Genomic DNA, 22,829 nt, shown 5'->3' with positions numbered 1-22,829 from the left:
CCGGTGGTCCTAGCCGTGTCCGGGGCCTCCGCTCAGCCCCTGGCAGAGCGGGGCCTGCAGCTGTTGCTGCAGGCCGGAGAAACTGTTGAGATGGTCACCAGCCGTGGTGCCATCGGGGTCTGGCAGGCGGAACTGGGCCTGCGGGTTCCATCTGAGCCCGACCTACAGGAGCGGTTCTGGCGTGAGCGCACCGGTTGCAACGGCGGTCAGCTCCGCTGCCACCGCTGGAATGACCAGGGGGCGGCGATTGCCAGTGGCAGCTACCGCACCCGTGGCATGGTGATCCTGCCGGCGAGCATGGGCACGGTGGGGCGGATTGCCTCGGGCGTGGCCCTCGATCTGGTGGAACGTGCCGCCGATGTTCACCTCAAGGAGGGCAGACCGCTGGTGATTGCCCCGCGGGAAACCCCTTGGAGCCTGGTGCATCTGCGCAATCTCACGGCCCTGGCCGAGGCCGGCGCCCGGATTGCGCCGCCTGTTCCCGCCTGGTATCAGCAGCCCCGCAGCCTCGACGACATGGTGGATTTCCTGGTGATCCGCATCTTCGACGTGCTCGGGTACGACCTCGGCACGCTCAACCGCTGGCAGGGCCGGCCGGCGCTGCGTTGACTCTGCGTCGCCTGCTGCTGCTGCCCCTGCTGGCGCCCCTTCTGGCGGTGCTCGTGGTGGCTGCCCTCAATCCCCGTCCGCCCTTGCGGCTGCGGCTGCTGCTCTGGGTCAGCCCGCCGCTGCCGAGCGGGCTGTGGCTGGCCTCCGCTGGCCTTGCCGGAGCGGCACTCAGCGCCACCGCCACGGCCCTGGCCCTGCGGGGGGGATCAGCCGGCTCCGCTGCGGTGGAGTCGCCGCCCTTTGCCGCCAGGCGCCGCCCCCGCACGGGTGCCGAGGCCGGTTCGGAGTCCTGGTCGGATGGGGTGGGTCGCCAGGAACCATGGGACGCCCCCCGCCCCACCACTGCCGGGCCGGGGCGCCCCCCCGGCGAACCGCCGCCGACGCTGAGCGTTCCCTATCGGGTGCTCCGACAGGGATCGGCAACGGCCCAGCCGACCACGTCCACTGCGGCCCCTGCTGCGTGGTCTTCTGAACCGAGGGCCGCTGCCTCCAGGTCTGCTGACGCAACTCCCACGGGTGGGTCCAGCGCAGACCTTGGAGACTGGGGAACGCCGCCGCCCAGTGAAGACTGGTGAGCAGGTGCTCCGTCAGGACTGCCTAGAGTCGATACCAGCACCCCGCCATGAGGCCAGCTCCGGTGAGCGATTCCGCCAGTCCCGCCCCCCAGCCTGCCGCCAGCCCGGCTCCTGCCAGCCCAGCCGCCGCTGCTCCTGCCGCTGCGCCCAAGCCCAAGGCCAAGCCACCCGCCCCGGAAGACCAGCCTTTCGCCAGCTTTGTGCCTGACCTGCTGCTGCCGGCCCTGGCCAAGGAGATCGAGGCCTATGGCGGCGCAACTCCGGAGCTGCGCTTCTGCGAAGGCCCGATGCCGGTGGTGGACAGCCCCTGCTGGATGGTGCAGGGCAGCCTGCCGGGGGATCGCCGCTTCTGGCTCTGCTTCACCCAGCCGGACATCTCCAGTGCCAAGACCGTGGCGGTGGCCGAGTCCGGCAGTGAGCCCAGCCTGCTGGAGTCGTTTCTGATCGACGAGCGCAAGATCACCCTGGCCCTCCTGGTTTCTCGCCTGGTGCAGCGGCTCAATGGCCAGAAATGGCTCGGCCCGAACTGATCGCTGCACTCTCCAGATCGAGACGCACTGTCACATCCAGCCGGCAGCGGAGTTGCCCCCACTACGATGGGGTCACGCTCGATGCCGACCTGCGCGATGGTGCCACCCGCTGCCACGACCGCCCCAGCCGCAGCCGCGAATCCCGATGCCGCCATCGGCACCGCGGATGCGCCGGCGTTCAAGGATCCGGTCAAGGACACGATCCTGACGCCGCGCTTCTACACCACGGATTTCGACGCCATGGCGGCGATGGATCTGCGGCCCAACGAAGTGGAGCTGGAGGCGATCTGCGAGGAGTTCCGCAAGGACTACAACCGTCACCACTTCGTGCGGAACGAGGAGTTCGAGGGCGCGGCCGACAAGCTCGACCCTGAAACCCGCAAGGTGTTCGTGGAGTTCCTTGAGCAGAGCTGCACCTCCGAGTTCTCTGGCTTCCTGCTCTACAAGGAACTCAGCCGTCGGATCAAGGAGAAGAATCCTCTGCTGGCGGAGTGTTTCGCCCACATGGCCCGTGATGAAGCCCGCCATGCCGGCTTCCTCAACAAGTCGATGAGTGATTTCGGGCTGCAGCTGGATCTTGGCTTCCTCACCGCCAACAAGGCTTATACCCACTTCAAGCCAAAGTTCATCTTCTACGCCACCTATCTCTCTGAGAAGATCGGCTACTGGCGTTATATCGCCATCTATCGGCACCTTGAGCAGCATCCCGAGAGCAAGATCTTCCCGATCTTCAACTTCTTCGAAAACTGGTGCCAGGACGAGAACCGCCACGGCGACTTCTTTGATGCCCTGATGAAGGCCCAGCCCGACACCGTGCGCGGCTTCACTGCCCGCCTTTGGTGCCGCTTCTTCCTGTTGGCCGTGTTCGCCACCATGTACGTGCGCGACGTGGCTCGCAAGGAGTTCTATGAGGCCCTGGGGCTGGATGCCCGCGATTACGACAAGTATGTGATCGCCAAAACCAACGAGACCTCAGCCCGGGTCTTCCCCGTGGTGCTCGATGTGGAGAATCCCAAGTTCTACGAGCGCCTCGAGCGGCTTGTGCAGAACAACGCGGCCCTCGCCGCTGCCGACAGCTCCGAGGCTCCCGCTCCGATCAGGGCCCTGCGCAAGCTTCCCTTCTGGGCGGCCAATGGCTTGGAGATGGCGAAGCTGTTCCTGATGGCGCCGATCCGCAGCGAGCGTTTCCAACCGGCTGTGCGCTGAGGCCTGCCTGAAGGGAAGCTCGCCTGGATCGATCGAGCTCTTAGCTCTTACTGGATAGACCCTGGCCTGCATGCAACCCGGCCTGCTGGCTAGCCTCATCGCCATCACCACTGGTTTGCAGCCCCCTGCAACTGGCCGGTGATGGCCTTTTAATTTCTGCAAGACACTGCCTTGGTCGCGTCTCTCCCCAGCAACGCTCCACCGGCCGATGCGCTGCACGCCAGTGCCGGCCCTTCGGGTTTTGATGCCAGCTGGAGTGGTCGCCTGGAGCCGCTGCTCAGCGCTGGCCGTGGGGCCGGTGCCGATCTGGTGGAGGTGTTCCTCGAGCGCACCGACCACCTCGGCGTGCTCGCCGAACAGGACACGATCACCAATGTGAGCCCGGCCTTCGGCATGGGGGCCGGCATCCGCGTCTTCCTGGGGGAACGGGATGGCTTTGTCTCCACCAATGATCTCAGTGCGGCGGGTCTGATGGCCGCCCTCGATCAGGCACTGGGCATGCTGGCTCTGGTGCGCAGTTCCCCGGATCGATCCCCCTTCGAGGGCCTTCCCGGTCTGCATGACTTTGGTGCCGCCAAGCTTGACTGGCTGGCCCGCTGCCCCGACCTGCGCGAAGCCACCCATCGCCTGCTGGAAGGCACCGATCGGCTGCAACGGCACGGCAACCACCTTCAGGCCCGCCGCGGCAGTTACGCCCGCGATTGGCAGGAGGTGCTGGTGGCCGCCAGCGATGGCACCTTTGCCCGCGACATCCGCCTGCACCAATCGGTGGGGCTGAATGTGCTGGCCGCCGATGGCGATCACCGCGCCGGCGTGGGTCGCCGCTATGGCACCTCCGGCCGACCGGACGACCTGCGCCACTGGAACGCCGAGACCTCGGCTCAGGAGGTTTGTGAGAGTGCCAGCACGATGCTTTACGCCGATTACGTCGAGGCGGGGCAGTGCCCGGTGGTACTGGCCAACCGTTTCGGTGGCGTGATCTTTCATGAGGCCTGCGGCCATCTGCTCGAAACCACCCAGGTGGAGCGGGGCACCACTCCCTTTGCCGATCGGGTCGGCTCCGCGATTGCCCATGAGGCCGTCACCGCCATCGACGAAGGCCTCAGCGATGGTGCCTTCGGTTCCCTCTCGATGGATGACGAGGGCATGGAGCCCCAGCGCACCGTGCTGATCGAGAACGGCGTGCTGCAGCGTTTCCTCAGCGACCGCGCCGGCGAACGGCGCACCGGCCATGCGCGCACCGGCAGCGGCCGGCGCCAGAGCCATTCGTTTGCCGCCGCCAGCCGCATGCGCAACACCTACATCGCCGCCGGACCCCACACGCCCGCTGAACTGATCGCCTCGGTGGATCGAGGTCTCTACTGCAAGGCGATGGGTGGCGGCAGTGTGGGGCCCACCGGCCAGTTCAACTTTGCCGTGGAGGAGGGCTATCTGATCGAGAACGGTGAACTCACCAAGCCGGTGAAGGGCGCCACCTTGATCGGTGAGGCCAAGGAGGTGATGCCGCGCATCTCCATGTGCGCCAATGATCTGGAACTGGCGGCGGGCTTCTGCGGCTCGGTGAGCGGCAGCATCTTCGTGACCGTGGGCCAGCCCCACATCAAGGTGGATTCGATCACCGTGGGAGGCCGCTGAGTCATGACTCGCTCTCCTTCCGGTCTCGACGCCGAGACCCTCCGCTCCCGCCTCGATCAGATGGCCGCCCGTTCGGGCATCCGCCAGTGGGATCTCGGTGCCGCCTGCAGCACCGACACCTCTGTGCAGGTCGACCGCGGTGAGGCCAAGCAGATGAAAGGGGCTCAACGCAGCTCCATCACCGTGCGGGTCTGGAACGACGACGGCCTGGTGGGCATCACCAGCACCTCCGATCTGTCGGATGCCGGCCTGGAGCGGGCCCTGGCCGGTGCCAGTGAGGCCAGCGCCTTCGGCAATGCCGACGACATCCCCGCCTTCTCCCCCCTGGCCACAGCGCCGCTGCAGCCCCTGGATCAACCGATCAAGGAGCCGGTCAGCATCCTCGATCTGCTTGCCACCCTCAAGGAGGCGGAGCACCAGCTGCTGGAGAGCCATCCCGCCATCGACACCGTTCCCTACAACGGCCTGGCCCAGCGCAGCAGCGACCGCATCTACCTCAACAGCGCCGGTGCCTGCCGCCATCAGCAGCTCACCACCGCCAGTCTCTACCTCTATGCCCGGGCCGAAGAAGCCGGCCGCAAACCACGCAGTGCCGGCGCGGTGCGCCTGGCCTACGGCGCCGGCGATCTCGACATCGCCGGCTGCATCGAGGAGGCCGCCGGCCTCACGGCGTCCCATCTCGATTACGCCCCGATCGAGACCGGCCGTTACACCTGCGTGTTCAGCCCCGAGGCCTTTCTCGATCTGATCGGCGCCTTCAGCAACCTGTTCAATGCCCGCGCCGTGCTCGATGGCGTCAGCCTCAGCAACCGGGAGTCGCTGGGGGAGACGCTTGCCGTTCCCTTCCTCGATCTGCACGATCACGGCCGCCATCCCGGCAACATCGGCGCCTCCTCATTCGATGGTGAAGGCACCCCCACGGCCCGCCTGGCCTTGCTGGAAGGCGGGGTGCTGCGCCATTTCCTTCATTCAGAAGCGACCGCCCGTGCCTTTGGTGTGGCTCCCACGGGCCATGCCGGTATGGGTGCCAAGGTGTCGGTGGGTCCCGACTGGTTCGAGATCGGAGCCACTCCCGGCAGCGGCGGCGGCCAGCAGGGCCTGAATCGCTTCACCGCTGAGGATCCGATCGTCTGGATCGACTCGCTCTCGGCTCTCCATGCCGGCGTCAAGGCCAGCCAGGGGTCGTTCTCCTTGCCCTTCGACGGCTGGTTGCTCAGACGCGGTGAACGCCGCTCGATCGAGGCCGCCACCGTGGCCGGGGACATCCGCCAGGTGCTGAAGGCGATCGTCGGTTTTGAAGGGGAGCCCGTGATCACTCCAGATGGCCTCTGCCCGCATGTCTGGGTGGAAGGGCTCTCGATCACCGGCGAGGCCTGACGCACAGGGCTCCCGATGGCGTTGAAGATCCTGTTCTGGGGCACCCCCGCCTATGCGGTCCCCAGCCTTGATGCCCTGGTGGCGGCAGGCCATCCGGTGGTGGGCGTGGTGACCCAGCCGGATCGCCGGCGTGGCCGTGGCAAGGCGCTCCAGCCTTCGCCGGTGAAGGCACGGTCCCTGGCGCTGGGCCTGCCGGTGTTCACACCCGAGCGGATCCGCCGAGAACCCGCGTGCCAGGCCGAGCTGGCTGTCCTCGGCGCCGACCTCTACGTGGTGGTGGCCTTCGGGCAGATCCTGCCGCCAGAGGTGCTGGCCCAGCCGCCGCTGGGCTGCTGGAATGGCCATGGCTCCCTGCTGCCCCGCTGGCGTGGCGCCGGCCCGATCCAGTGGAGCCTGCTGGAGGGGGATGCCGAGACCGGCGTGGGAATCATGGCGATGGAGCAGGGGCTCGATACCGGGCCGGTGCTGCTGGAGCGCCGTCTGCCGATCGGCCTGCTCGAGAACGCCGAGCAGCTCGGTCAGCGGCTGAGTCAGCTCACCGCCGAGCTTCTGATCGAGAGCCTGCCCTTGATCGAGGCGGCCGGAACCGGCCCGGAGGCGCAGCGGCTGCAGCGGCTCGGGGTGCGGACCCAGAGCGAAGCGGGCATGACCTACGCCCGCATGCTCACCAAAGACGACCTCCAGATCGACTGGGCCAGCTCGGCGCTGACCCTGCATCGCCAGGTCATGGGCCTCTACCCGGGCGCCGTGAGCCAGTGGCGAGGGAAACGCTTGAAGCTTCTGGCCACCGAACCCCTGGTGCATCGCCTGCGGGACCAGCTCAGTGAGGCGGGGGCGGCGTTGTGCGATCGCTGGAGTCAGCCACCGACAACGGATCAACGACCTGCGCTGCTTCAGACAGACCCGAGCCAGGCAGGAATGACCGAGGCCCCGAAGACGCAGTCAGGAACACCCGATCTTGCCTCTGAAATGGTGCCTGGCTCGGTGCTGGCCGTGGAACAGGGGGTGGGGCTGGTGATTGCTACGGGCGGTTGTCCGGTGCTGCTGCGTGGGGCTCAACTGGAAGGCAAAGCTCCAGCGGCTGGCCAGAGTCTGCTGCAACAGCTGGGGGCTCAGCCGGGGGATCGCTTCGGCGACTGAGCCTTGATCAGGCCGCTGTTGCCTCTTCTTGAGCCGAGGATTCAGACAGGGTCACTTTTGGCGCTATGCGCTCGGACCGTTCGGCAGGCATCAGTCCCACATCGACACCCAGGTGCTGATCTGGGCGACCGGTGATCAGCAGGGCTGTGCGTTGACGCGTGGCGATCTGCCACATCCACTTGCTGAACAGCGCGATCCGGTTCTCCGTGTCGGGAATGAAGGCCAGATGGGCCAGGGCCCAGACGATCCAGCCGGCCAGTCCGGTGAGATGCAGGCCACGCAGATCCGCCACGGCATACCAGGGGCCGATCACCGCCATGCTGCCCAGATCCGTCCAACGGAAGGGTGCATGGGGCTGGTCGTTGAGCTTGGCGAGCAGGTCGCTGGCCACCCAGCCGCCCATCTGCACCGCCGGTCCGGCCATGCCAGGCACGGCCTTGCTGTCCTGGGTGTGGCTGTAGCAGCAGAGATCACCCACCACCCGGATTTCGGGATGGCCCGGCACCGAAAAATCGGAGTTGACCACCACACGACCGCCGCGATCCAGCTCACAGCCGGTGGCGTCCGCCAGACGCTTCCCCAGCCTTGAGGCCCGCACTCCCGCCGTCCAGCAGATGGTTGCCGCCTCCAGTTCGTCTCCGAGCTTGGTGGCTGTGTTGCGCAACAGAACCCGGCCAGGCTGAATGCTCTCCACCATGGTGTTGAGCCGCAGATCCACCCCCTGACTGGTGAGATAGTGACCGGCATCGGCGGACAGGGCCGGCGCCATGGTCGGCAAGACCCGATCCACGGCATCGAGCAGCACCACCTGACAGTCTTCGCGCTTCAGTTGCTTGAAGTCGCAGCGGACGGAGCGATGCATCAGCTCAATCAACGAACCGGCCAGTTCGCAGCCGGCCGGACCTGCACCCACCACCACGGCGGTTTGCAGAAAGCGCCGACGCTCTGGATCACGCGTCTGTTCCGCCTCCTCAAGGGCCATCAGCAGGCGCCGCCGGATTTCATCGGCATGCTCCAGGATCTTCATCGGTGGCGCCAGCGGCCGCCACTCCTCGCGGCCGAAGTAGGTGCTGCCCGACCCGCTGGCCAGGATGAGGTGGTCGTAGCTGAGGCGGCGATCGTTGAGCACCACCTCACGCTTGTCGGCATCGAGGTCCACCACCTCCCCCAGCAGGATCTGCAGGTTGGGGGCCTGCCCCACCATCTGCCGCAAGGGTGAGGCCACATCGGCCTCGGAAACCAGGCCCGAGGCCACCTGGTAGAGGAGGGGCTGGAACAGGTTGAAGTTCCGCTTATCGATCAGGGTGACCCGAACATCCTTGTTCTTGAGGGTGTGGCAGACCTTGAGACCCGCAAAACCACCACCGACCACCACCACATGGGGACAGCTGCGCAGCGACTCCTGGGGAGGATCAAGTTCGAGGTAGTAGTGCTGGTTTGCCAATGCCGGCTCAGGGGTAGCAGTTGGGAACAAAGAACTGCTCATTCATCGGCGGCCGCTGGTAATCGCCAACGCTTTTCCGTGGTGGGAGTTCAATGGCTTCGGGAGTCATGTCCTTATAGGGCACCTTGCTCAGCAGGTGGCGGATGCAGTTGAGCCGTGCGCGACGCTTGTCATCGGCCTCGACGGTGAACCAGGGAGCTTCCGGAATGTTGGTATGCAGGAACATGTCGTCTTTGGCCTTGCTGAATTCCACCCAGCGATCCCGGGATTCGAGATCCATCGGGCTGAGCTTCCAGCGGCGGGCAGGATCCTGCAGCCTGGAGCGGAAACGGGCTTCCTGCTCGTCATCACTGACCGAAAACCAATACTTGATCAGGGTGATACCACTTCTGACCAGCATCCTCTCGAACTCGGGGCACGACAACATGAATTCATCCACCTGTTCCGGTGTGCAGAATCCCATCACCCGTTCCACGCCGGCCCGGTTGTACCAGCTGCGATCAAATAGAACAAGCTCCCCGGAGGTGGGAAAGTTTTCAACGTAGCGCTGGAAATACCATTGATTCTTCTGACTGTCAGACGGGGTTCCCAAGGCCACCACATTGCAGCCGCGTGGATTGAGGGGCTCGGTGATGCGCTTGATTGTGCCGCCTTTGCCGGCAGCATCACGGCCTTCAAAGAGGATGACAATGCGATAACCAACATGTTTGATCCAATATTGCATCTTCACCAGCTCCACTTGCAGCCGTTCCAGCTCTTTCTCGTACAACTTTCGATTCAGCTTGGGTTGCTTGCCTTCGGAATGGGCGGAGAAGTCGTCGAGGAACGGCGATGGATGGTAGAGGTCAAGCGAGCCAGCCTTGTTGCGGCCATGCTTGCTCTTGCTGCTGGTGAGATAGTTGGCATTCTTCTTTTTCTTCTTCTTTTTTTTCTCTTTCAAGCCAGTCTTGATCTCATTCTTGTCTGTGGCCTCTTCGGTCGGGTCCCTGTCCAGTTCATTGTCTGCCATGGGGACGAAGTCGATCGGCGGCATTGACCAAGTTAAGCCCCCTGGGCCTTCAGCCGTTGGCCATCGTCGCTACAGCATCTCAAACCCGTCACTATTTGCGTGATCTCGACGGAATCAAGTGGTGTCGTTCGTGTTGTTCTTTCAAGACTTCAGGTCGAACCTGGCAGGCCTGCTCTGAATTCAGAGGCTCTGCTGGATCCTGTCGGGGTGGCCTAGGCAAGTGACGTGGGCAAGAGACTGGAGAAAGATTCGTCATGGCACGGATGTGAGTCTGAAGCTCAGATCCGACGAGTGCTTTGGCTTGCCCGCCCCTCCTTGATCCATGTGTTCCGATGGATGGCTAGCGCCAGATTACAAGATGATGATCAGATTAATCTGCTCTGGAGACGAATTGTGATTGCCATTGCTCGTGATTGATGACATCCACAAGATGGCAAGGATTCAGGAATGGCCTCAACTACAGATAAACCATGGTGCACGAAAGCCAGGGGTTTGACCAATGGCACAAGTCGAATCAGTGGCAGAAGCTCAGACCAGTGTCGAGGAGCGGTGGCTGTCGTGGAGACCTTCGAGCTGGCTGTAGACCGACACCAGCTGATCACGGATGGGCGCCGAATCGGAGATGCGATTCAGCGACAGGAGCATCGATTCGATCTGGGCCTTGCAGTCGATTAGAACGCGGCATTCGGTGCTTCCGGGTTCGTAGGGCATGGAGCTGCGAGAGCTGGAGGCAGGGACACCGCTATCTGAACGCACTCTGCTGATTCGGACTGTCAAAACGACTGCGGTTTTGACAGATGCTCAGCCCCGTCGCTGGGGCCGCCGGCCGGATTCAGGGCGACCTGCTTCGGACCGCCCGCCGCCCCCACCACGGCGGCCACTCGGTGCAGATGATGAAGGCCTGCGGCTGCCTGTGCGGGGTGGGCCGCCCCGGCCCCGGCCGCCGCTCAGATCCAGGGGAGGCGCTGACAGAACCTTGGGTTCAAACCCAGGCACCTCCTGGCGCGGCAGGGCGGTGCCGATCATCTTCTCGATGGCACGCAGCAGCTCATGCTCCTCCGCCGCCACGAGAGACACGGCGTGGCCGTTGTGGCCGGCACGGCCGGTGCGGCCGATGCGATGGACATAGTCTTCCGCCTGGTTGGGCAGATCCAGATTCACCACGTGGGGCAACTGGTGAATGTCGATGCCGCGGGCGGCAAGATCGGTCGCCACCAGAACCCGCAACTCGCCGCTCTTGAATCCCGCCAGGGCCCTGGTGCGGGCCCCCTGGCTCTTGTTGCCGTGGATCGCCGCCGCCGCCATCCCCTCCTGGGTGAGCCGTTCGGCCAGGCGGTTGGCGCCGTGCTTGGTGCGGGAGAACACCAGCACTTGCCGCCAGTCATTGCTGGCGATCAGATGGCAGAGCAGATCCGGTTTCCGCCCCATGTCGCAGGGATGGAGGATGTGCTCCACCGTGGTGGCGGTTCGATTCTCGGGGGAGGCCTGAAGCTGCAGGGGGTTGTGCAGCAACCCCGTGGCCAGTCGGCGGATCGAGGGGTTGAAGGTGGCCGAGAACAGCAGGTTCTGACGCTTGGCCGGCAGCAGGGCCAGGATCTTCTGGATGTCTCGGATGAAGCCCATGTCGAGCATCCGATCGGCTTCATCGAGCACCAGGATCTCGACGCGATCCAGGCGGAGGGCCTTCTGCTGATGGAGATCCATCAGCCGACCCGGCGTGGCCACCAGCACGTCAGTGCCACGCTGCAGACGGGAGATCTGGGGATTCACCTTCACCCCGCCGAAGACCACGTCGGAGCGCAGATCCAGGTAGCGGCCATAGGCGGTCACGCTCTCACCCACCTGGGCGGCGAGTTCGCGGGTGGGGGTGAGCACCAGGGCTCGAACCACGCCGGCCCGGGCATGGGGCCCATGGCGCAGACGCTCCAGCATCGGCAGGGTGAAGCCGGCGGTCTTGCCAGTGCCGGTCTGGGCGGCGGCCATCACGTCGCGGCCGCTCAGCACTGCCGGAATGCAGTCCCGCTGGATCGGCGAGGGAACCCGATAGCCCTTGTCGGCCACTGCCCTCAACAGGGGCTCGCCGAGCCCGAGGGAGTCGAAGTCGACGGCGGGGGGCTCGCCGGTGGAATCGGGAGAGCGCTGCAGGGGAAGCCATTCGTGGCCCATCACCCTAGGGGTTGGGGTCGAGTAGGCCTGGTTGAACAGCTGGCCTTGCCCCGAAGCCGGAAGATCGACTGGAGGCCTGCAACTTGACGGGAGGCCGGCAGACTGCATCGAGGACCTTCGGCCGCCGGTCGTGGCTTCCGGGTCGGCCCACCAGCGCCGGACAGGCAGGCTCCCGATGGAATTCAGCCTTGATGGCGCGTTCTGCTCCTCCACCCTGCAGCTGGGGCTCCTGTCCGAACGGTTCCGGCTGCTGATCGTGACCGGCAATCGGGCCTATGCCCTGGCGCTGGCCACCCATTTCGCCATGGACCCCCATGCCGGGCCGGCGCATCTGGTGGGGATCTGCACCACCACCGCTGAGGCGCTCGAGCATGTGCGGCACGAGGTCGAGCAACCGGACAATCCCGATCTGCTGGTGTTCGTGAGTGAGGTGCTCGAGGATGGTCTGGGCGTTGATCTGGTGCGGATGTTGCGGAGCGCTTCCGGACGGGTACGCACCCTGCTCACCCTCACAACCTGCCACCGCCAACCGATTCGTGAGGCGATCGCCAGTGGCGCCGATGCGGTGGTGAGCCAGGTCGGCACCGGCCCGGCCCTGCTGCTGGAGGCCCTGACCAGCATCGTGGCGGGGAAGCCGTTTCTGGATCCCATCTGCCGCCATCTGCTCGAGGGTGGCGCCCGCAGCCCGCAGGGGGAACTGACCGAGCGTGAGGTGGAGGTTCTGCAGCTGGTGGCCCAGGGGCTCACCAACCGGGAGATGGGACAACGGCTCCACATCGCCGAAACCACGGCGCGCGGTCACGTGCAGGCGATCATCCAGAAGTTGCAGGTGCGCGACCGCACGGCCGCGGCAGCCGAAGGTCTTCGCCAGGGCTACGTGCACTAGGGCTGGCCCCGCACCGCCCTGGCCGATAACCCTTCAGTCGAAGGATGGAATTGGCAGTCGCGCCGACCGACGATCAAGTCACACGGCGAGACGGCAGCGATGGACAGCACGAATAATGCAGCGATGGCCGTCACGGTGGACGGAACCCTCTGGTGGGGCGGCATGAGCGGCGAGCTCCACCTCACCAACACCGGCACCAGCACCTTGAACGGCTGGAGCTTCAGCTTCACCACTTCGGTGCGGCAGTTTCAGGGTTGGAGCATGGACAGCTCCGTGGTCGACAACGGTGATGGCACCTCCACGGTGACCCTGCGTAATGCCCCCTGGAACGCCACCTTGCGGCCGGGCGAGAGCCTCACGTTGAGCTTCAACGCCAGCAGCCCCGAGGGGTTCGCTGTCTCCGGCCCCCTGACCGAGGCCCTGCTGTTCGGTGAGGGATCGACACCGAGCCAGCCCAGCCCGTCCGATCCGATTGTTCCGGATCCAAGGGTTCCGGATCCAACCCCGCCTGAACCCATCGTTCAGCCTCCACCGGCCACAAGCGGCGGCACGGGTGGCCCGGTTGGTGCCGATCGGTGGGGCGATCAGGTGTTCGCGCCCTACGTGGATATGGGTCTTTACCCCGTGCCTGATCTGGACGGCCTGGCCCGTCGCTATGGCGTGGGACTTCTCAACCTCGGCTTCCTGCAGGCCACCCCCAATGGCCAGCTCGGCTGGGCCGGACTGGATGCCCTGGCCCTGGGCAGCGACCACGAGCAGAGCAGCACGATTGCGGCCGAAATTGCCGCCTTGCGGGCGGCCGGTGGGGATGTGATGGTGTCGCTGGGCGGGGCCGCAGGCCAGGGCCTGGCTCAGGCCTATCAGCAGCGGGGCCTGGGGGCTGATGCCCTGGCCGCTTCCTACGGCGAGGCGGTGCAACACCTGGGCTTGCGCCGGATCGATTTCGACATCGAAGGCGCCGCGATCGCGGATCGGGCCAGCCTGGAACTGCGCTGCCAGGCGATTTCCCTGCTGCAGAGCCACTTCCCAGAGCTGGAGGTGTGGTTCACCCTGCCCGTGCTGCCCCAGGGCCTCACCCATGAAGGGCTGGAGGTGGTGAACCTGGCCCTGGAGGCCGGTGTTCGCCTGGCGGGGGTGAATGTGATGGCGATGGACTACGGCGACAGTGCCGCCCCGCCAGCCCTGAAATCGATGGGGGCCTACGCCATCGACGCCGCCGAGGCCACCAAGGGCCAGCTCGATGCCCTGTTCGCAGCCCACGGGCAGAGCTTTGGCTGGGACCAGCTCGGGGTCACGCCGATGATCGGTGTGAACGACGTGACCAGCGAGATCTTCAGCCTCGCCGATGCCGCTCTGCTGGAGACCTTCGCCCGCGACCGCGGCCTGGGTCTGCTGTCGATGTGGTCGCTGGGGCGGGACAATCCCGGCGTGCTCGGCCAGGTGACGGCCACCCACTCCGGTCTGGCGGAGGCGAGCGGCAGTTTTGCCTCCCTCTGGGGCGACTACGGCAGCGATCCGGTGCTGCAGGCAGCGGCCTCAGGGACTGACCCGATCACCGGAACGGATCCCAGTAATGGGCAGGTGCCGATCAACGGAAATCCCAGCACTGTCGATCGCCTGGTGGGCGGCAGCACCACCCAGATCAGCGCCGTCGATGGGGTAGCTGAACGCTTCAGCCTCTCCTACTCCTGGGGCCGGAATCTGGTGCTGCAGCAGTTTGATCCGCTGAACGACCGGATTGATCTGCGTGGGTTCTGGCAGGAAGGCCAGCAGGCCAGCGTGGTGGCGATCGCTGGGGGCAGCCAGCTGCAGCTTCCTTTCAACCAGCAGGTGGTGGTGGTGCCTGGTGTCACGCCGGAGCAACTCGGTGGCGCCCTGGAGATCTGGCGGGGTTGAGCCGCGGCCAGGCTTCAGACAGACGGATTTCTCCAACGGGCCCTGCTGTCTGCTTACAGGTACAGCTGCCGGGCCTGCTCAAGGGTGGCGGCCAGATCGGCATCGCGCAGGTCGAGGGCTTCGCCCCAGCCCGCCGCCGCCAGCCAGGAGCGGAAGCGATCGAGATCCAGCTGCTCCTTGCCCTGGCGCAGGTCGTCGAAGAAGGTTTCCTGGGCCGCCAGCACCCGGAACTTGAGGAACTCCAGCAGGCGGGCGCGCAGGCGAGCGGGCTGGATCACACGGCAGCGCCGCGGATCGAGTCCCAGCTCCATGGTCGTCTCGGGGGCCAGCCCCTCGATCCACGGGGCCAGCACTTCCAGCACGCCGGGCTGTTGTCCATGGCGCTGCTTGGTCTCGGGGTGGGGGTGATAGACGAGGCAGGTGAGGGGCTCGGCTGCATGCGGAGCTGCACCTGAAGGGGCAGCCGGAAGCCGCAGCTGTCCCCACCAGAAGGAGAACGTTTCCGGTTGGTGCAGCTCGCTCCAGCGCAAATGCTCCACCTGCGCATCCGGCTTCTGCAGCCTCCACTCACCCGGGGTCACATCGAGGTTGAGGGTGCCGGGATGGAACGGGGACAGATCGATCCCGTGTTCGGCAAACAGGGGCGCCTGGGTGGCGATCGTGCCGGCGGGATAGGGGCTGCCCGTGCCCTGCCCGGAGGCCACGCCATAGCCCCGCCGCAGGATGACGCGATGCCAGCTGAGCGGATCGGGCAACGCGTCAGGTGGCGGTGTAGTGGGCACAGCGATCACAGGGGCCTTCCGGGAGCACGGCGCAGCGCAGCAGGGGCGTGCGGGCATTGAAGCGGCAGGAGGGGTCACCGATCACCCAGCGGCCCTGCCACCAGCGGGCATCGGCGGGCTGGCTCTGGGCCTTCACCTCCAGGGCGATGGACGCCAGCTCGTAGCGGCCGTTGCGCAGTTGATAGCGGTGCCGGCGTTGCAGCACCAGAAAGCTGGTCTCTCCGCAGGTGATCCAGCGGCCCGGTTGGGGGATGTCGCTGAGCTCGGCCACCTCCAGCCGATCCAGCAGCCGGTCACTGCCGATCTGGCGCAGCTCCACCCGCAGGCGGCTGGCGGGCTCAGAGTCGGCCATGGCCGCTGTCGTCGAGGTCGAGGCTTCCGGCGTCGAGGCTGCCTGTCTCCAGGGCGGCGACGGGGCGGCGCGCCGAGAAGCCCCAGGCGAACAGCAACCCCACCACGATCAGCAGCGACCATTCCGGCGGCACCACCTGGGGCACGGCCAGCCGCAGCAGCAGGCGGATGCCCACCAATCCCACCGCCAGGTAGCCGGCCGTCTCCAGATGGCGGAACACCCCCAGCCAGCGGATGAACAGCTCGGCGGTGAGCCGCAGGGCGATCACCCCCAGAACGCCGCCGAGCATCACCAGCCAGAGCCGATCACTCACGGCCACTGCCGCGGCAACGCTGTCGAGCGAGAAGGCCAGGTCCGTCAGGGCCAGGGTGGCCACCACCGAGCCCAGGGAGGCGTGGTGATGCTGGTGACCTGTGGAGGGGTGGGAGCCATGGGTTGTCAGGGCCTCAGGCGTGGCTCCCCCCTCAGACTCTTCCTCGTCGTTGTCTTCATTGAGGCCGAGCAGCTGGCTGCCGCTCAGCCAGAGCAGATAGCCGGCCGCCAGGAGCTGCAGGGGCCAGAAGTCGAGCACCCATTCCGCCGCGGCGATCAGGCCGAGACGGAACACCAGAGCCAGGAGCAGGCCCAGGTTGAGGGCCTTTTCCTGGCCTGCCCGATCGCCCACCCGGCGGGAGATGGCGGCCAGGGCGATGGCGTTGTCGGCCGAAAGCACCGCTTCGAGGGCCAGCAGCAGCGGCAGCAGCAGCAGCACCTCGCCCCACTGATCCGCCGACGCCAGTAATGGGGTGATCGACTCGATCGACTCCGCTTCCATTGCGCTTCCCGGCGACCGCAGCGGGGCCTGAAAGAGCCACTCTAGAAACGCGCCTTCCCCTTTCCGCTTCGATGTTGCTCGAGGTCCAGCTGGTCCACGCTGAAGTGGGCGCCCGGGTGGTGCGGGCCCATGCCGTTGCCGCTGGCGTGCCCCTGGGCAGCGCCCTGGGGGAAGGAGCCACGGCCGAAGAGGCGGAAGACCGGGCCCGCGCCCGCCTGCTGGCCCAGATCGGGCCCCTGGCTGTTGCCACCGCAAAGCCTCGGCAGGATTCGAGCGCTCCATCCGGCCCTGTCGATCCCTCGCACGCCCCCGGTCGGTCCAGGTCCGATCCGGCTGCGCCCGTTCGGATCCCCGAGCCAGCCAGCCTGGAAACTCCAGAACCAGGGGAACCCAAACCTGAACCTGCCGCCGAGTCTGAAGTCCTCTCTGAACCCGCCGCCGTACCCGCAGGCCAATCCGAACCTGAAGCCCCCCCCGAGCCCGCCGGCGAACCGGAGTCCGTCGCCGAACCGCCGCCGGATCCGGAAGACTGGAGCTCCGAGCTGGCCCGGCTCGATCTCGCCCTGCAGCGTATGGGTTGGAAGCGGGAGCAGGAAAGCCTCTACCTGGAGAGGGCTTTCGGCCATCCCAGCCGCAGCCGCCTCACCACCTACGCCGATCTGATCGCCTACCTGCGGGCGGTGGAGAGTCTGGGAATGCCCTGCGATCCAGCGGTCGCGCCGCTGCCGCTGCGCCGCCGCGATCTGCTCAGCCAGTGCGATGGCTTGCTGCAGCTGCTGGGCTGGGATGCCCAGCGGGGGCGCCGCTTTCTGGAGGAGCAGTTCGGCCGTGGCAGCCGCCAACAACTCAGCGATGAGGAACTGCTGCGCTTCAACATGCTGCTGGAAAGCGCGATGCTCGAGCAGGCCGCGAGCTGAGCGAGACACCAGGCCTGGCTCAGCTCAGACAGTGGCTCAGCTCAGGCAGTGGCTTTCGACCAGGGCGGTGCCGAGTTCGAGATGGTGCTGGTTGGCGTAGGCCTCCCGTTCCAGTTCCTGCTCACTGGCTGAGGCATTTTCATAAATCGGCTCATCCAGGTTGCGTTCCAGGCGCGCATCCATGCGCGTGGTCAGCCCCAGAGGCCGCGGCGCCGCGCGCAGATTGCCGTTTCCGCAGCTCTGGGCGACGTGAATCGCCTCGTGGTTGAGCACCTTGGCAAATTCAGCACTGCCCTTCTCCACCACGTCCGGGCGGATGCGCAGGGTGCCGGCCCTGGGATCCCACTCGCCTGCAGCCCCCTGCTTGTGGGGCCGCACCAGATCGATGCGCACCTGAGCCCGCTCCAGGGTGTCGAGCAACGCCACGATGGCGTTGCGCTCCCGCAGGAAGCTGGGGGGACGATCGATCAGGTCCTGGATCTCGGCGATCGAGAGCTCCGGATCGCCGCTGCGGCGCTTGTAGAGGTAGCGGGTGCCGCCCTCGGGCAGGGCTTCGGCGCGGGGAATCCACTCCTGATCGGCAGCGGCCAGCTCGTCCATCAACTGGGCGCGGGCCTGGGGATCCAGACCGGCCGGACCCTCCTCTACCCGGGCGTCGAGGGCGGCGCTGGTGCCGATGGCCTGGTCGGGCCCGAGCAGCCGCGGCAGGGTGAGTGCTCCGAGGCCCAGCAGCAGCAGGGTTCCGGCCAGCATGGGCCAGGGGCCTGAGGAGGCCAATCGCACCAGCGGCTGGCCGCAGCGGCCGCAGAGCAGGATGCCGTCAGCGCGGCGGTGGGCCCGCAGGGGCTGGGTTTGGCAGGCGGGACAGCGGTAGACGGCCAGGACCGGAACCGGCGCGCTTGCCGGACTCGCTCGCTCCAGTCTGGCCAGCCACAGGCCGGCAGTGCCGCCGCAGCAGCTGCAGGCTCAGATCGAGCTGGTTGTGGTTGGCGTAGGCCTCCTGTTCCACGATCCGTTCGCTGGGCGAGGCCTTGGCATAGACGGGGTGGGACAGCTGGCGATCGAGGACCGCAGAGGTGGGCTTCGGCAGGCCGAGCGGTTTCGGCATGGCGCGCAACTGGCCGGTGCTGCAACTCTGGGCCACATGGATCGCCTCGTGGTTGAGCATGCGCGCGAAGCTGCGGCTGCCCCGGTTGGCGGCGTCCGGCCGGATGCGCAACACGGCCGTCTTCGGTTCCCACTCCGCCAGGGCGCCGCTCTTGCGCGGTGGGCCCAGCACCAGCGTGACCCCCACGCGACGCAGGGTCTGCAGCAGGGCGGTGATCACGGCCCGTTCTCTGTCGTACTGCGGCGGATTGGCAACCAGACGGCGCAACTGGCTCGCCGTGAGCGGCGCCTCGCCGGGTTCCTTGAGGTAGGTGATGGCGACCCCGCCGCCGGGCCCGGGGATGGGGGTGATCCGCGGCCTGCCGCGCTGATCCCCCTGATCCAGCTGGCGAAACAGCAGCGGCTCGTGGCTGGGGGTGAGGGCGGCGTCCTGGGGCCGAAGGACTGGGGCGGCAGCGGCCAGGGGCAACCAGGAGCCGCTGAAGCCCAGGCCGGCTGCCAGCAACGGGGCCAGAGCCAGCAGCGATCCTGCGAGTGCAGCAGCTCCAACGCCACCCCTGGCCCCTTCAGGGCAGCCGGCAGGGCAGCGCCAGGCGAATCGGTAAGCGGTTCGGATCACGTCCTCCAGGCTGCCCCGCCCACGCCCACCTGGCCAGAGCCTCCTCGGGCCGCAATTCCCGCCACCGGTTGCGAAGATCTGGGGCCGTTCGCCCCAGCTCCCGATGCCGCTCACCGCCCTGGTGCGTCAACTGCAGCAGGCGACCCTCACCGGTGAGGTGCTGGAGCGCAGCAAACGGCCCCAGCGGCTGCGGCTGAGCGGTGCCGGCCGGGCGGCGCGGGCCCTGGTCAGCAGTGCCCTGGCGGGGGCCGCCGACGCGCCGCTGCTGGTGGTGGTGCCCACCCTGGAGGAAGCAGGCCGCTGGGCGGCACTGCTGGAGCTGATGGGCTGGGGCAGCTGCCAGCTCTACCCCACCAGCGAGGGCAGCCCCTACGAGCCGTTTGACCCCACCAGTGAGATCACCTGGGGGCAGCTGCAGGTACTCAGCGAACTACTGGATGGGGCGGAACAGGGGGCGAAGCCTGGCAACGTCCGTCGCCTCGCCATCGTCGCCACGGAGCGGGCCCTCCAGCCACACCTGCCACCGCCCGAGGCCCTCAGAGCCGAGTGCCTGAGCCTGCGCAAGGGCGACACGGTCGATCTCGAGGCGCTTGCCGTAACGCTGACACGCCTGGGTTACGAGCGGGTGCCCACGATCGAGCAGGAGGGCAGCTGGAGCCGCCGCGGCGACATCGTCGATGTGTTTCCGGTGAGCGCCGAGCTGCCGGTGCGGTTGGAGTTCTTCGGCGAGGAGCTGGAGAAGCTGCGGGAGTTCGATCCGGCCTCGCAGCGTTCCCTCGATGGCATCGCCGTGGTGCGGCTCACCCCCACGGGCTATGGCCCGCTGATCGCCGAGGCCCTGCGCGAGTCGATGCCCGATGGGCTGGAGCAGCTGCTCAGCCCCGAGGCCACTGAGCAGTTGCTGGAGGGTGGCACGCCGGAGGGGATGCGGCGCCTGCTGGGCCTGGCCTGGGAGCGACCCGCCTCCCTGCTCAGCTATCTGCCGGCCAACACCCTGATCGCGGTGGATGAGCGGCGCCATTGCCTCTCCCATGGCCAGCTCTGGGTCGACCACGCCGGCGACCACTACCGCGATGTCTGCGAGGAGCTGGCGCGGGCCTCGGGCGACACCGATGCCGCCGCCATCGCCGCCCTGCTGCCGCCGCTGCTGCACCGCCCGCCGCTTGAGGCCCTGGAGCAGACCGAGGGCTTCGCCGGCTTCGATCTGGCGGAACTGCACGAGACCGACAACCACCCCAACAGCTTTGATCTGGCCAGCCGCTCGGTGCCGGCCTACCCCAACGCCTTCGGCAAGCTGGCGGGCCTGGTCAAGGGCTTTGTCGCCGAGAAGGCACGGGTGTGGCTGCTCTCGGCCCAGCCCAGCCGCGCCGTGGCCCTGCTGGAGGAACACGACTGCCCCGCCCGCTTCGTGCCCAACCCGGCCGACTTTCCGGCCATCGATCGGTTGATCGAGCAGCACACCCCCGTGGCGCTCAAGACCCGGGGCACCGCCGAGATCGAGGGCCTGCAATTGCCGGCCTGGAAGCTGGTGCTGATCACCGATCGCGAGTTCTTCGGCCAGCACGCCCTGGCGGCCACGGGCTATGTGCGCCGGCGCCGCAAAGCCGCCAGCCGCACGGTCGACCCCAACAAGATGCAGCCTGGCGATTTCGTGGTGCACCGCAACCACGGCATCGGCCGCTTCCTCAAGCTGGAAAAGCTGGCGATCAGCGGTGAATCACGCGATTACCTGGTGGTGCAATACGCCGATGGTTTGCTACGTGTTGCCGCCGATCAGCTGGGCAGCCTCGGCCGTTATCGCGCCACCAGTGACAACCCGCCGGATCTGAACCGCATGGGCGGTGTGGCCTGGACCAGGGCCAAGGAGCGGGCCCAGAAGGCGATCCGCAAGGTGGCGCTTGATCTGGTGAAGCTCTACGCCGAACGGCACCAGGCCCCGGGGTTTGCCTTCCCCGCCGATGGCCCGTGGCAGAACGAACTCGAAGACTCCTTCCCCTATGAACCCACCCCCGATCAGGTGAAGGCGATCGCGGACGTGAAGCGCGACATGGAGCAGTCCAAACCGATGGATCGCCTGGTCTGCGGCGACGTGGGCTTCGGCAAGACCGAGGTGGCGATCCGCGCCATCTTCAAGGCCGTCACGGCAGGCAAGCAGGTGGCGATGCTGGCCCCCACCACGGTGCTGGCGCAGCAGCACTGGCGTACCTTGAGTGAGCGCTTTGCCCCCTATCCGCTCAAGGTCAGCCTGCTGAATCGTTTCCGCACCACCACCGAACGCAAGGCGATCAGCGAGGGTCTGGCCGCCGGCACCGTCGATGTGGTGGTGGGCACCCATCAGCTGCTGGGCAAGGGCACCCGCTTTCAGCAGCTGGGCCTGTTGGTGGTGGATGAGGAGCAGCGTTTCGGGGTGAATCAGAAGGAGAAGATCAAGGCGCTGCGGAAGGATGTGGATGTGCTCACCCTGTCGGCCACGCCGATCCCCCGCACCCTCTACATGAGCCTCTCAGGTGTCAGGGAAATGAGCCTGATCACCACACCGCCGCCGATGCGTCGCCCGATCAAGACCCATCTGGCCTCCCTGGATGAAGAGGCGGTGCGCAGTGCCATCCGCCAGGAACTGGATCGCGGTGGCCAGGTGTTTTATGTGGTGCCGCGGGTGCAGGGGATCGAGGAGGTGGCCGCCCAGCTACGGGTGATGCTCCCCGGGTTGCGGCTGCTGGTGGCCCACGGCCAGATGGCGGAGGGGGAATTGGAGAGCGCCATGGTGGCCTTCAATGCCGGTGAAGCCGATCTGATGCTCTGCACCACGATCGTGGAGAGCGGTCTGGATATTCCCCGCGTCAACACGATCCTGATCGAGGATGCCCACAAATTCGGTCTGGCCCAGCTCTATCAGCTGCGCGGCAGAGTGGGGCGCAGCGGCATCCAGGCCCACGCCTGGTTGTTCTATCCCGGTGATGCGTCCCTCAGTGAAGCGGCGCGGCAACGGCTGCGGGCGATCCAGGAATTTGCCCAGCTCGGCAGTGGCTACCAACTGGCCATGCGCGACATGGAGATCCGCGGCGTGGGCAATCTGCTGGGGGTGGAGCAGAGCGGCCAGATGGAAACGATCGGCTTCGATCTCTACATGGAGATGCTGCAGGAATCCCTCGCCGAGATCCAGGGTCAGGACATCCCTGCCGTGGACGACACCCAGATCGATCTACCGATCACCGCCTTCATTCCAGGAGACTGGATCACCGAGAACGACGAGAAGATGGCGGCCTACCGGGCGGCGGCCGATTGCTCCAGCCAGGAGGCCCTGGTGGAGCTGGCCGCTGGCTGGGTCGATCGCTATGGCGCCATTCCGGCACCGGTGATCTCTCTGCTGCAACTGATGAAGCTGAAGCTGCTGGCCAGATCCTGCGGCTTCTCGCGGATCAGATCCGAAAAGCCCAACATCGCCCTGGAAACGCCGATGGAGGAACCCGCCTTCCGGCTGCTGCGTCAGGGTCTGCCCCAGCACCTGCATGGCCGGCTGGTCTACCAGGCCGGCAGTGGCAGCACGGCCAAAGTGTTGGCCCGCGGCTTGGGTGTATTGCCGATGGACAAGCAGCTGGAGCAACTGATGGAGTGGCTGAACCAGATGGCTGCCCAGATTCCCGGGGCGGACGGCCTCACCGACACCGAGCGGGCCGCCCAGATCAAGGCCCAGAACCAGGCGGTGCTGAGCCTCTGAGTTCGGAGGAGGAGAAGGGGTGCGATGAGGATGGCAGAGACCTCATC

General features: G+C 66.6%; 20 protein-coding genes. 11 read left to right on the top strand and 9 right to left on the bottom strand.

The features are described from left to right. The first annotated feature begins 15 nt into the window (after positions 1–15). The 7 genes from VB777_RS08465 (at position 16) to fmt (ending at position 7,072) form a co-directional block, all read left to right on the top strand. Positions 16–609: a flavin prenyltransferase UbiX gene (locus VB777_RS08465; protein WP_323248318.1), complete on the top strand. Its 594-nt coding sequence runs from the start codon at positions 16–18 to the stop codon at positions 607–609. Continuing rightward, positions 606–1,184 carry a hypothetical protein gene (locus tag VB777_RS08460; RefSeq protein ID WP_323248316.1) on the top strand — a complete coding sequence of 193 codons (579 nt, stop codon included), beginning with the start codon at positions 606–608 and terminating at the stop codon, positions 1,182–1,184. Before VB777_RS08465 ends, VB777_RS08460 begins: the two co-directional genes overlap by 4 nt. Before the next feature lie 62 nt (positions 1,185–1,246). Then, positions 1,247–1,714, top strand: coding sequence for a DUF2996 domain-containing protein (locus VB777_RS08455; protein WP_323248315.1), 468 nt, complete (start codon positions 1,247–1,249; stop codon positions 1,712–1,714). Positions 1,715–1,810: 96 nt separating this feature from the next. Beyond that, positions 1,811–2,920 (top strand): magnesium-protoporphyrin IX monomethyl ester (oxidative) cyclase, encoded by a 1,110-nt coding sequence (gene acsF, locus VB777_RS08450; RefSeq protein ID WP_323248313.1) that lies wholly within the window; start codon positions 1,811–1,813, stop codon positions 2,918–2,920. A 213-nt stretch (positions 2,921–3,133) separates the two neighbouring features. Continuing rightward, the gene (locus VB777_RS08445; protein WP_323248374.1) at positions 3,134–4,555 is read left to right on the top strand and encodes a TldD/PmbA family protein; all 1,422 of its coding nucleotides are present in this window, start codon (positions 3,134–3,136) and stop codon (positions 4,553–4,555) included. 3 nt (positions 4,556–4,558) lie between these two features. Beyond that, positions 4,559–5,932 (top strand): TldD/PmbA family protein, encoded by a 1,374-nt coding sequence (locus tag VB777_RS08440; RefSeq protein WP_323248311.1) that lies wholly within the window; start codon positions 4,559–4,561, stop codon positions 5,930–5,932. A gap of 21 nt (positions 5,933–5,953) precedes the next feature. Beyond that, positions 5,954–7,072, top strand: coding sequence for a methionyl-tRNA formyltransferase (gene fmt, locus VB777_RS08435; RefSeq protein ID WP_323248372.1), 1,119 nt, complete (start codon positions 5,954–5,956; stop codon positions 7,070–7,072). A 7-nt stretch (positions 7,073–7,079) separates the two neighbouring features. Here fmt and VB777_RS08430 read toward each other — a convergent pair whose 3' ends face one another. The 4 genes from VB777_RS08430 to VB777_RS08415 form a co-directional block, all read right to left on the bottom strand. After that, positions 7,080–8,558: an NAD(P)/FAD-dependent oxidoreductase gene (locus VB777_RS08430; protein ID WP_323248309.1), complete on the bottom strand. Its 1,479-nt coding sequence runs from the start codon at positions 8,556–8,558 to the stop codon at positions 7,080–7,082. Further along, complete coding sequence (gene ppk2 / locus VB777_RS08425; RefSeq protein ID WP_323248307.1) at positions 8,524–9,549, bottom strand: polyphosphate kinase 2; 1,026 nt, start codon at positions 9,547–9,549, stop codon at positions 8,524–8,526. Before ppk2 ends, VB777_RS08430 begins: the two co-directional genes overlap by 35 nt. Positions 9,550–10,053: 504 nt before the next feature. After that, on the bottom strand, positions 10,054–10,236 hold the full coding sequence (locus VB777_RS08420) for a hypothetical protein (RefSeq protein WP_197156020.1): 183 nt from the start codon (positions 10,234–10,236) through the stop codon (positions 10,054–10,056). A 90-nt stretch (positions 10,237–10,326) separates the two neighbouring features. Beyond that, entirely contained in the window at positions 10,327–11,691 is a 1,365-nt protein-coding gene (locus tag VB777_RS08415; RefSeq protein ID WP_323248305.1) for a DEAD/DEAH box helicase, read from the bottom strand. Between the two features lie 175 nt (positions 11,692–11,866). Here VB777_RS08415 and VB777_RS08410 point away from each other — a divergent pair, with 175 nt between their 5' ends. Both VB777_RS08410 and VB777_RS08405 read left to right on the top strand, forming a co-directional pair. Further along, positions 11,867–12,577 carry a response regulator transcription factor gene (locus VB777_RS08410; protein WP_323248303.1) on the top strand — a complete coding sequence of 237 codons (711 nt, stop codon included), beginning with the start codon at positions 11,867–11,869 and terminating at the stop codon, positions 12,575–12,577. Positions 12,578–12,676: 99 nt separating this feature from the next. After that, a complete protein-coding gene (locus VB777_RS08405) occupies positions 12,677–14,473 on the top strand; it encodes a cellulose binding domain-containing protein (RefSeq protein WP_323248301.1) in 1,797 nt (598 codons plus the stop codon). A gap of 53 nt (positions 14,474–14,526) precedes the next feature. Here the strand turns inward: VB777_RS08405 and VB777_RS08400 are convergent, their stop codons facing one another. Genes VB777_RS08400 through VB777_RS08390 form a run of 3 tightly spaced genes read right to left on the bottom strand, consistent with a single transcriptional unit; the run spans position 14,527 to position 16,421 of the window. After that, complete coding sequence (locus VB777_RS08400; protein ID WP_323248299.1) at positions 14,527–15,228, bottom strand: hypothetical protein; 702 nt, start codon at positions 15,226–15,228, stop codon at positions 14,527–14,529. 4 nt (positions 15,229–15,232) lie between these two features. Beyond that, positions 15,233–15,580 (bottom strand): DUF6464 family protein, encoded by a 348-nt coding sequence (locus VB777_RS08395; RefSeq protein WP_323248370.1) that lies wholly within the window; start codon positions 15,578–15,580, stop codon positions 15,233–15,235. A gap of 13 nt (positions 15,581–15,593) precedes the next feature. Further along, a complete protein-coding gene (locus VB777_RS08390; RefSeq protein ID WP_323248297.1) occupies positions 15,594–16,421 on the bottom strand; it encodes a TerC family protein in 828 nt (275 codons plus the stop codon). A 71-nt stretch (positions 16,422–16,492) separates the two neighbouring features. On the opposite strand from VB777_RS08390, the gene VB777_RS08385 reads away from it, so the two are divergent. Then, positions 16,493–17,338: a hypothetical protein gene (locus VB777_RS08385; protein ID WP_323248295.1), complete on the top strand. Its 846-nt coding sequence runs from the start codon at positions 16,493–16,495 to the stop codon at positions 17,336–17,338. 36 nt (positions 17,339–17,374) lie between these two features. On the opposite strand, the gene VB777_RS08380 is transcribed toward VB777_RS08385, so the two are convergent. Next, the gene (locus tag VB777_RS08380) at positions 17,375–18,091 is read right to left on the bottom strand and encodes a hypothetical protein (RefSeq protein ID WP_323248293.1); all 717 of its coding nucleotides are present in this window, start codon (positions 18,089–18,091) and stop codon (positions 17,375–17,377) included. Positions 18,092–18,158: 67 nt separating this feature from the next. Beyond that, positions 18,159–19,064 carry a hypothetical protein gene (locus tag VB777_RS08375; protein ID WP_323248291.1) on the bottom strand — a complete coding sequence of 302 codons (906 nt, stop codon included), beginning with the start codon at positions 19,062–19,064 and terminating at the stop codon, positions 18,159–18,161. A 103-nt stretch (positions 19,065–19,167) separates the two neighbouring features. Here VB777_RS08375 and mfd point away from each other — a divergent pair, with 103 nt between their 5' ends. Then, positions 19,168–22,782, top strand: a complete 3,615-nt coding sequence (gene mfd / locus VB777_RS08370) for a transcription-repair coupling factor (RefSeq protein ID WP_323248289.1) — start codon at positions 19,168–19,170, stop codon at positions 22,780–22,782. Positions 22,783–22,829: the final 47 nt, after the last annotated feature.

The sequence above is a fragment of the Synechococcus sp. CCY9202 genome, assembly GCF_034931685.1.
Lineage (GTDB): Bacteria > Cyanobacteriota > Cyanobacteriia > PCC-6307 > Cyanobiaceae > CBW1002.
The sequence above is the reverse complement of the archived record's forward strand: the minus strand, read 5'-3'. Positions and strand labels throughout refer to the sequence as shown.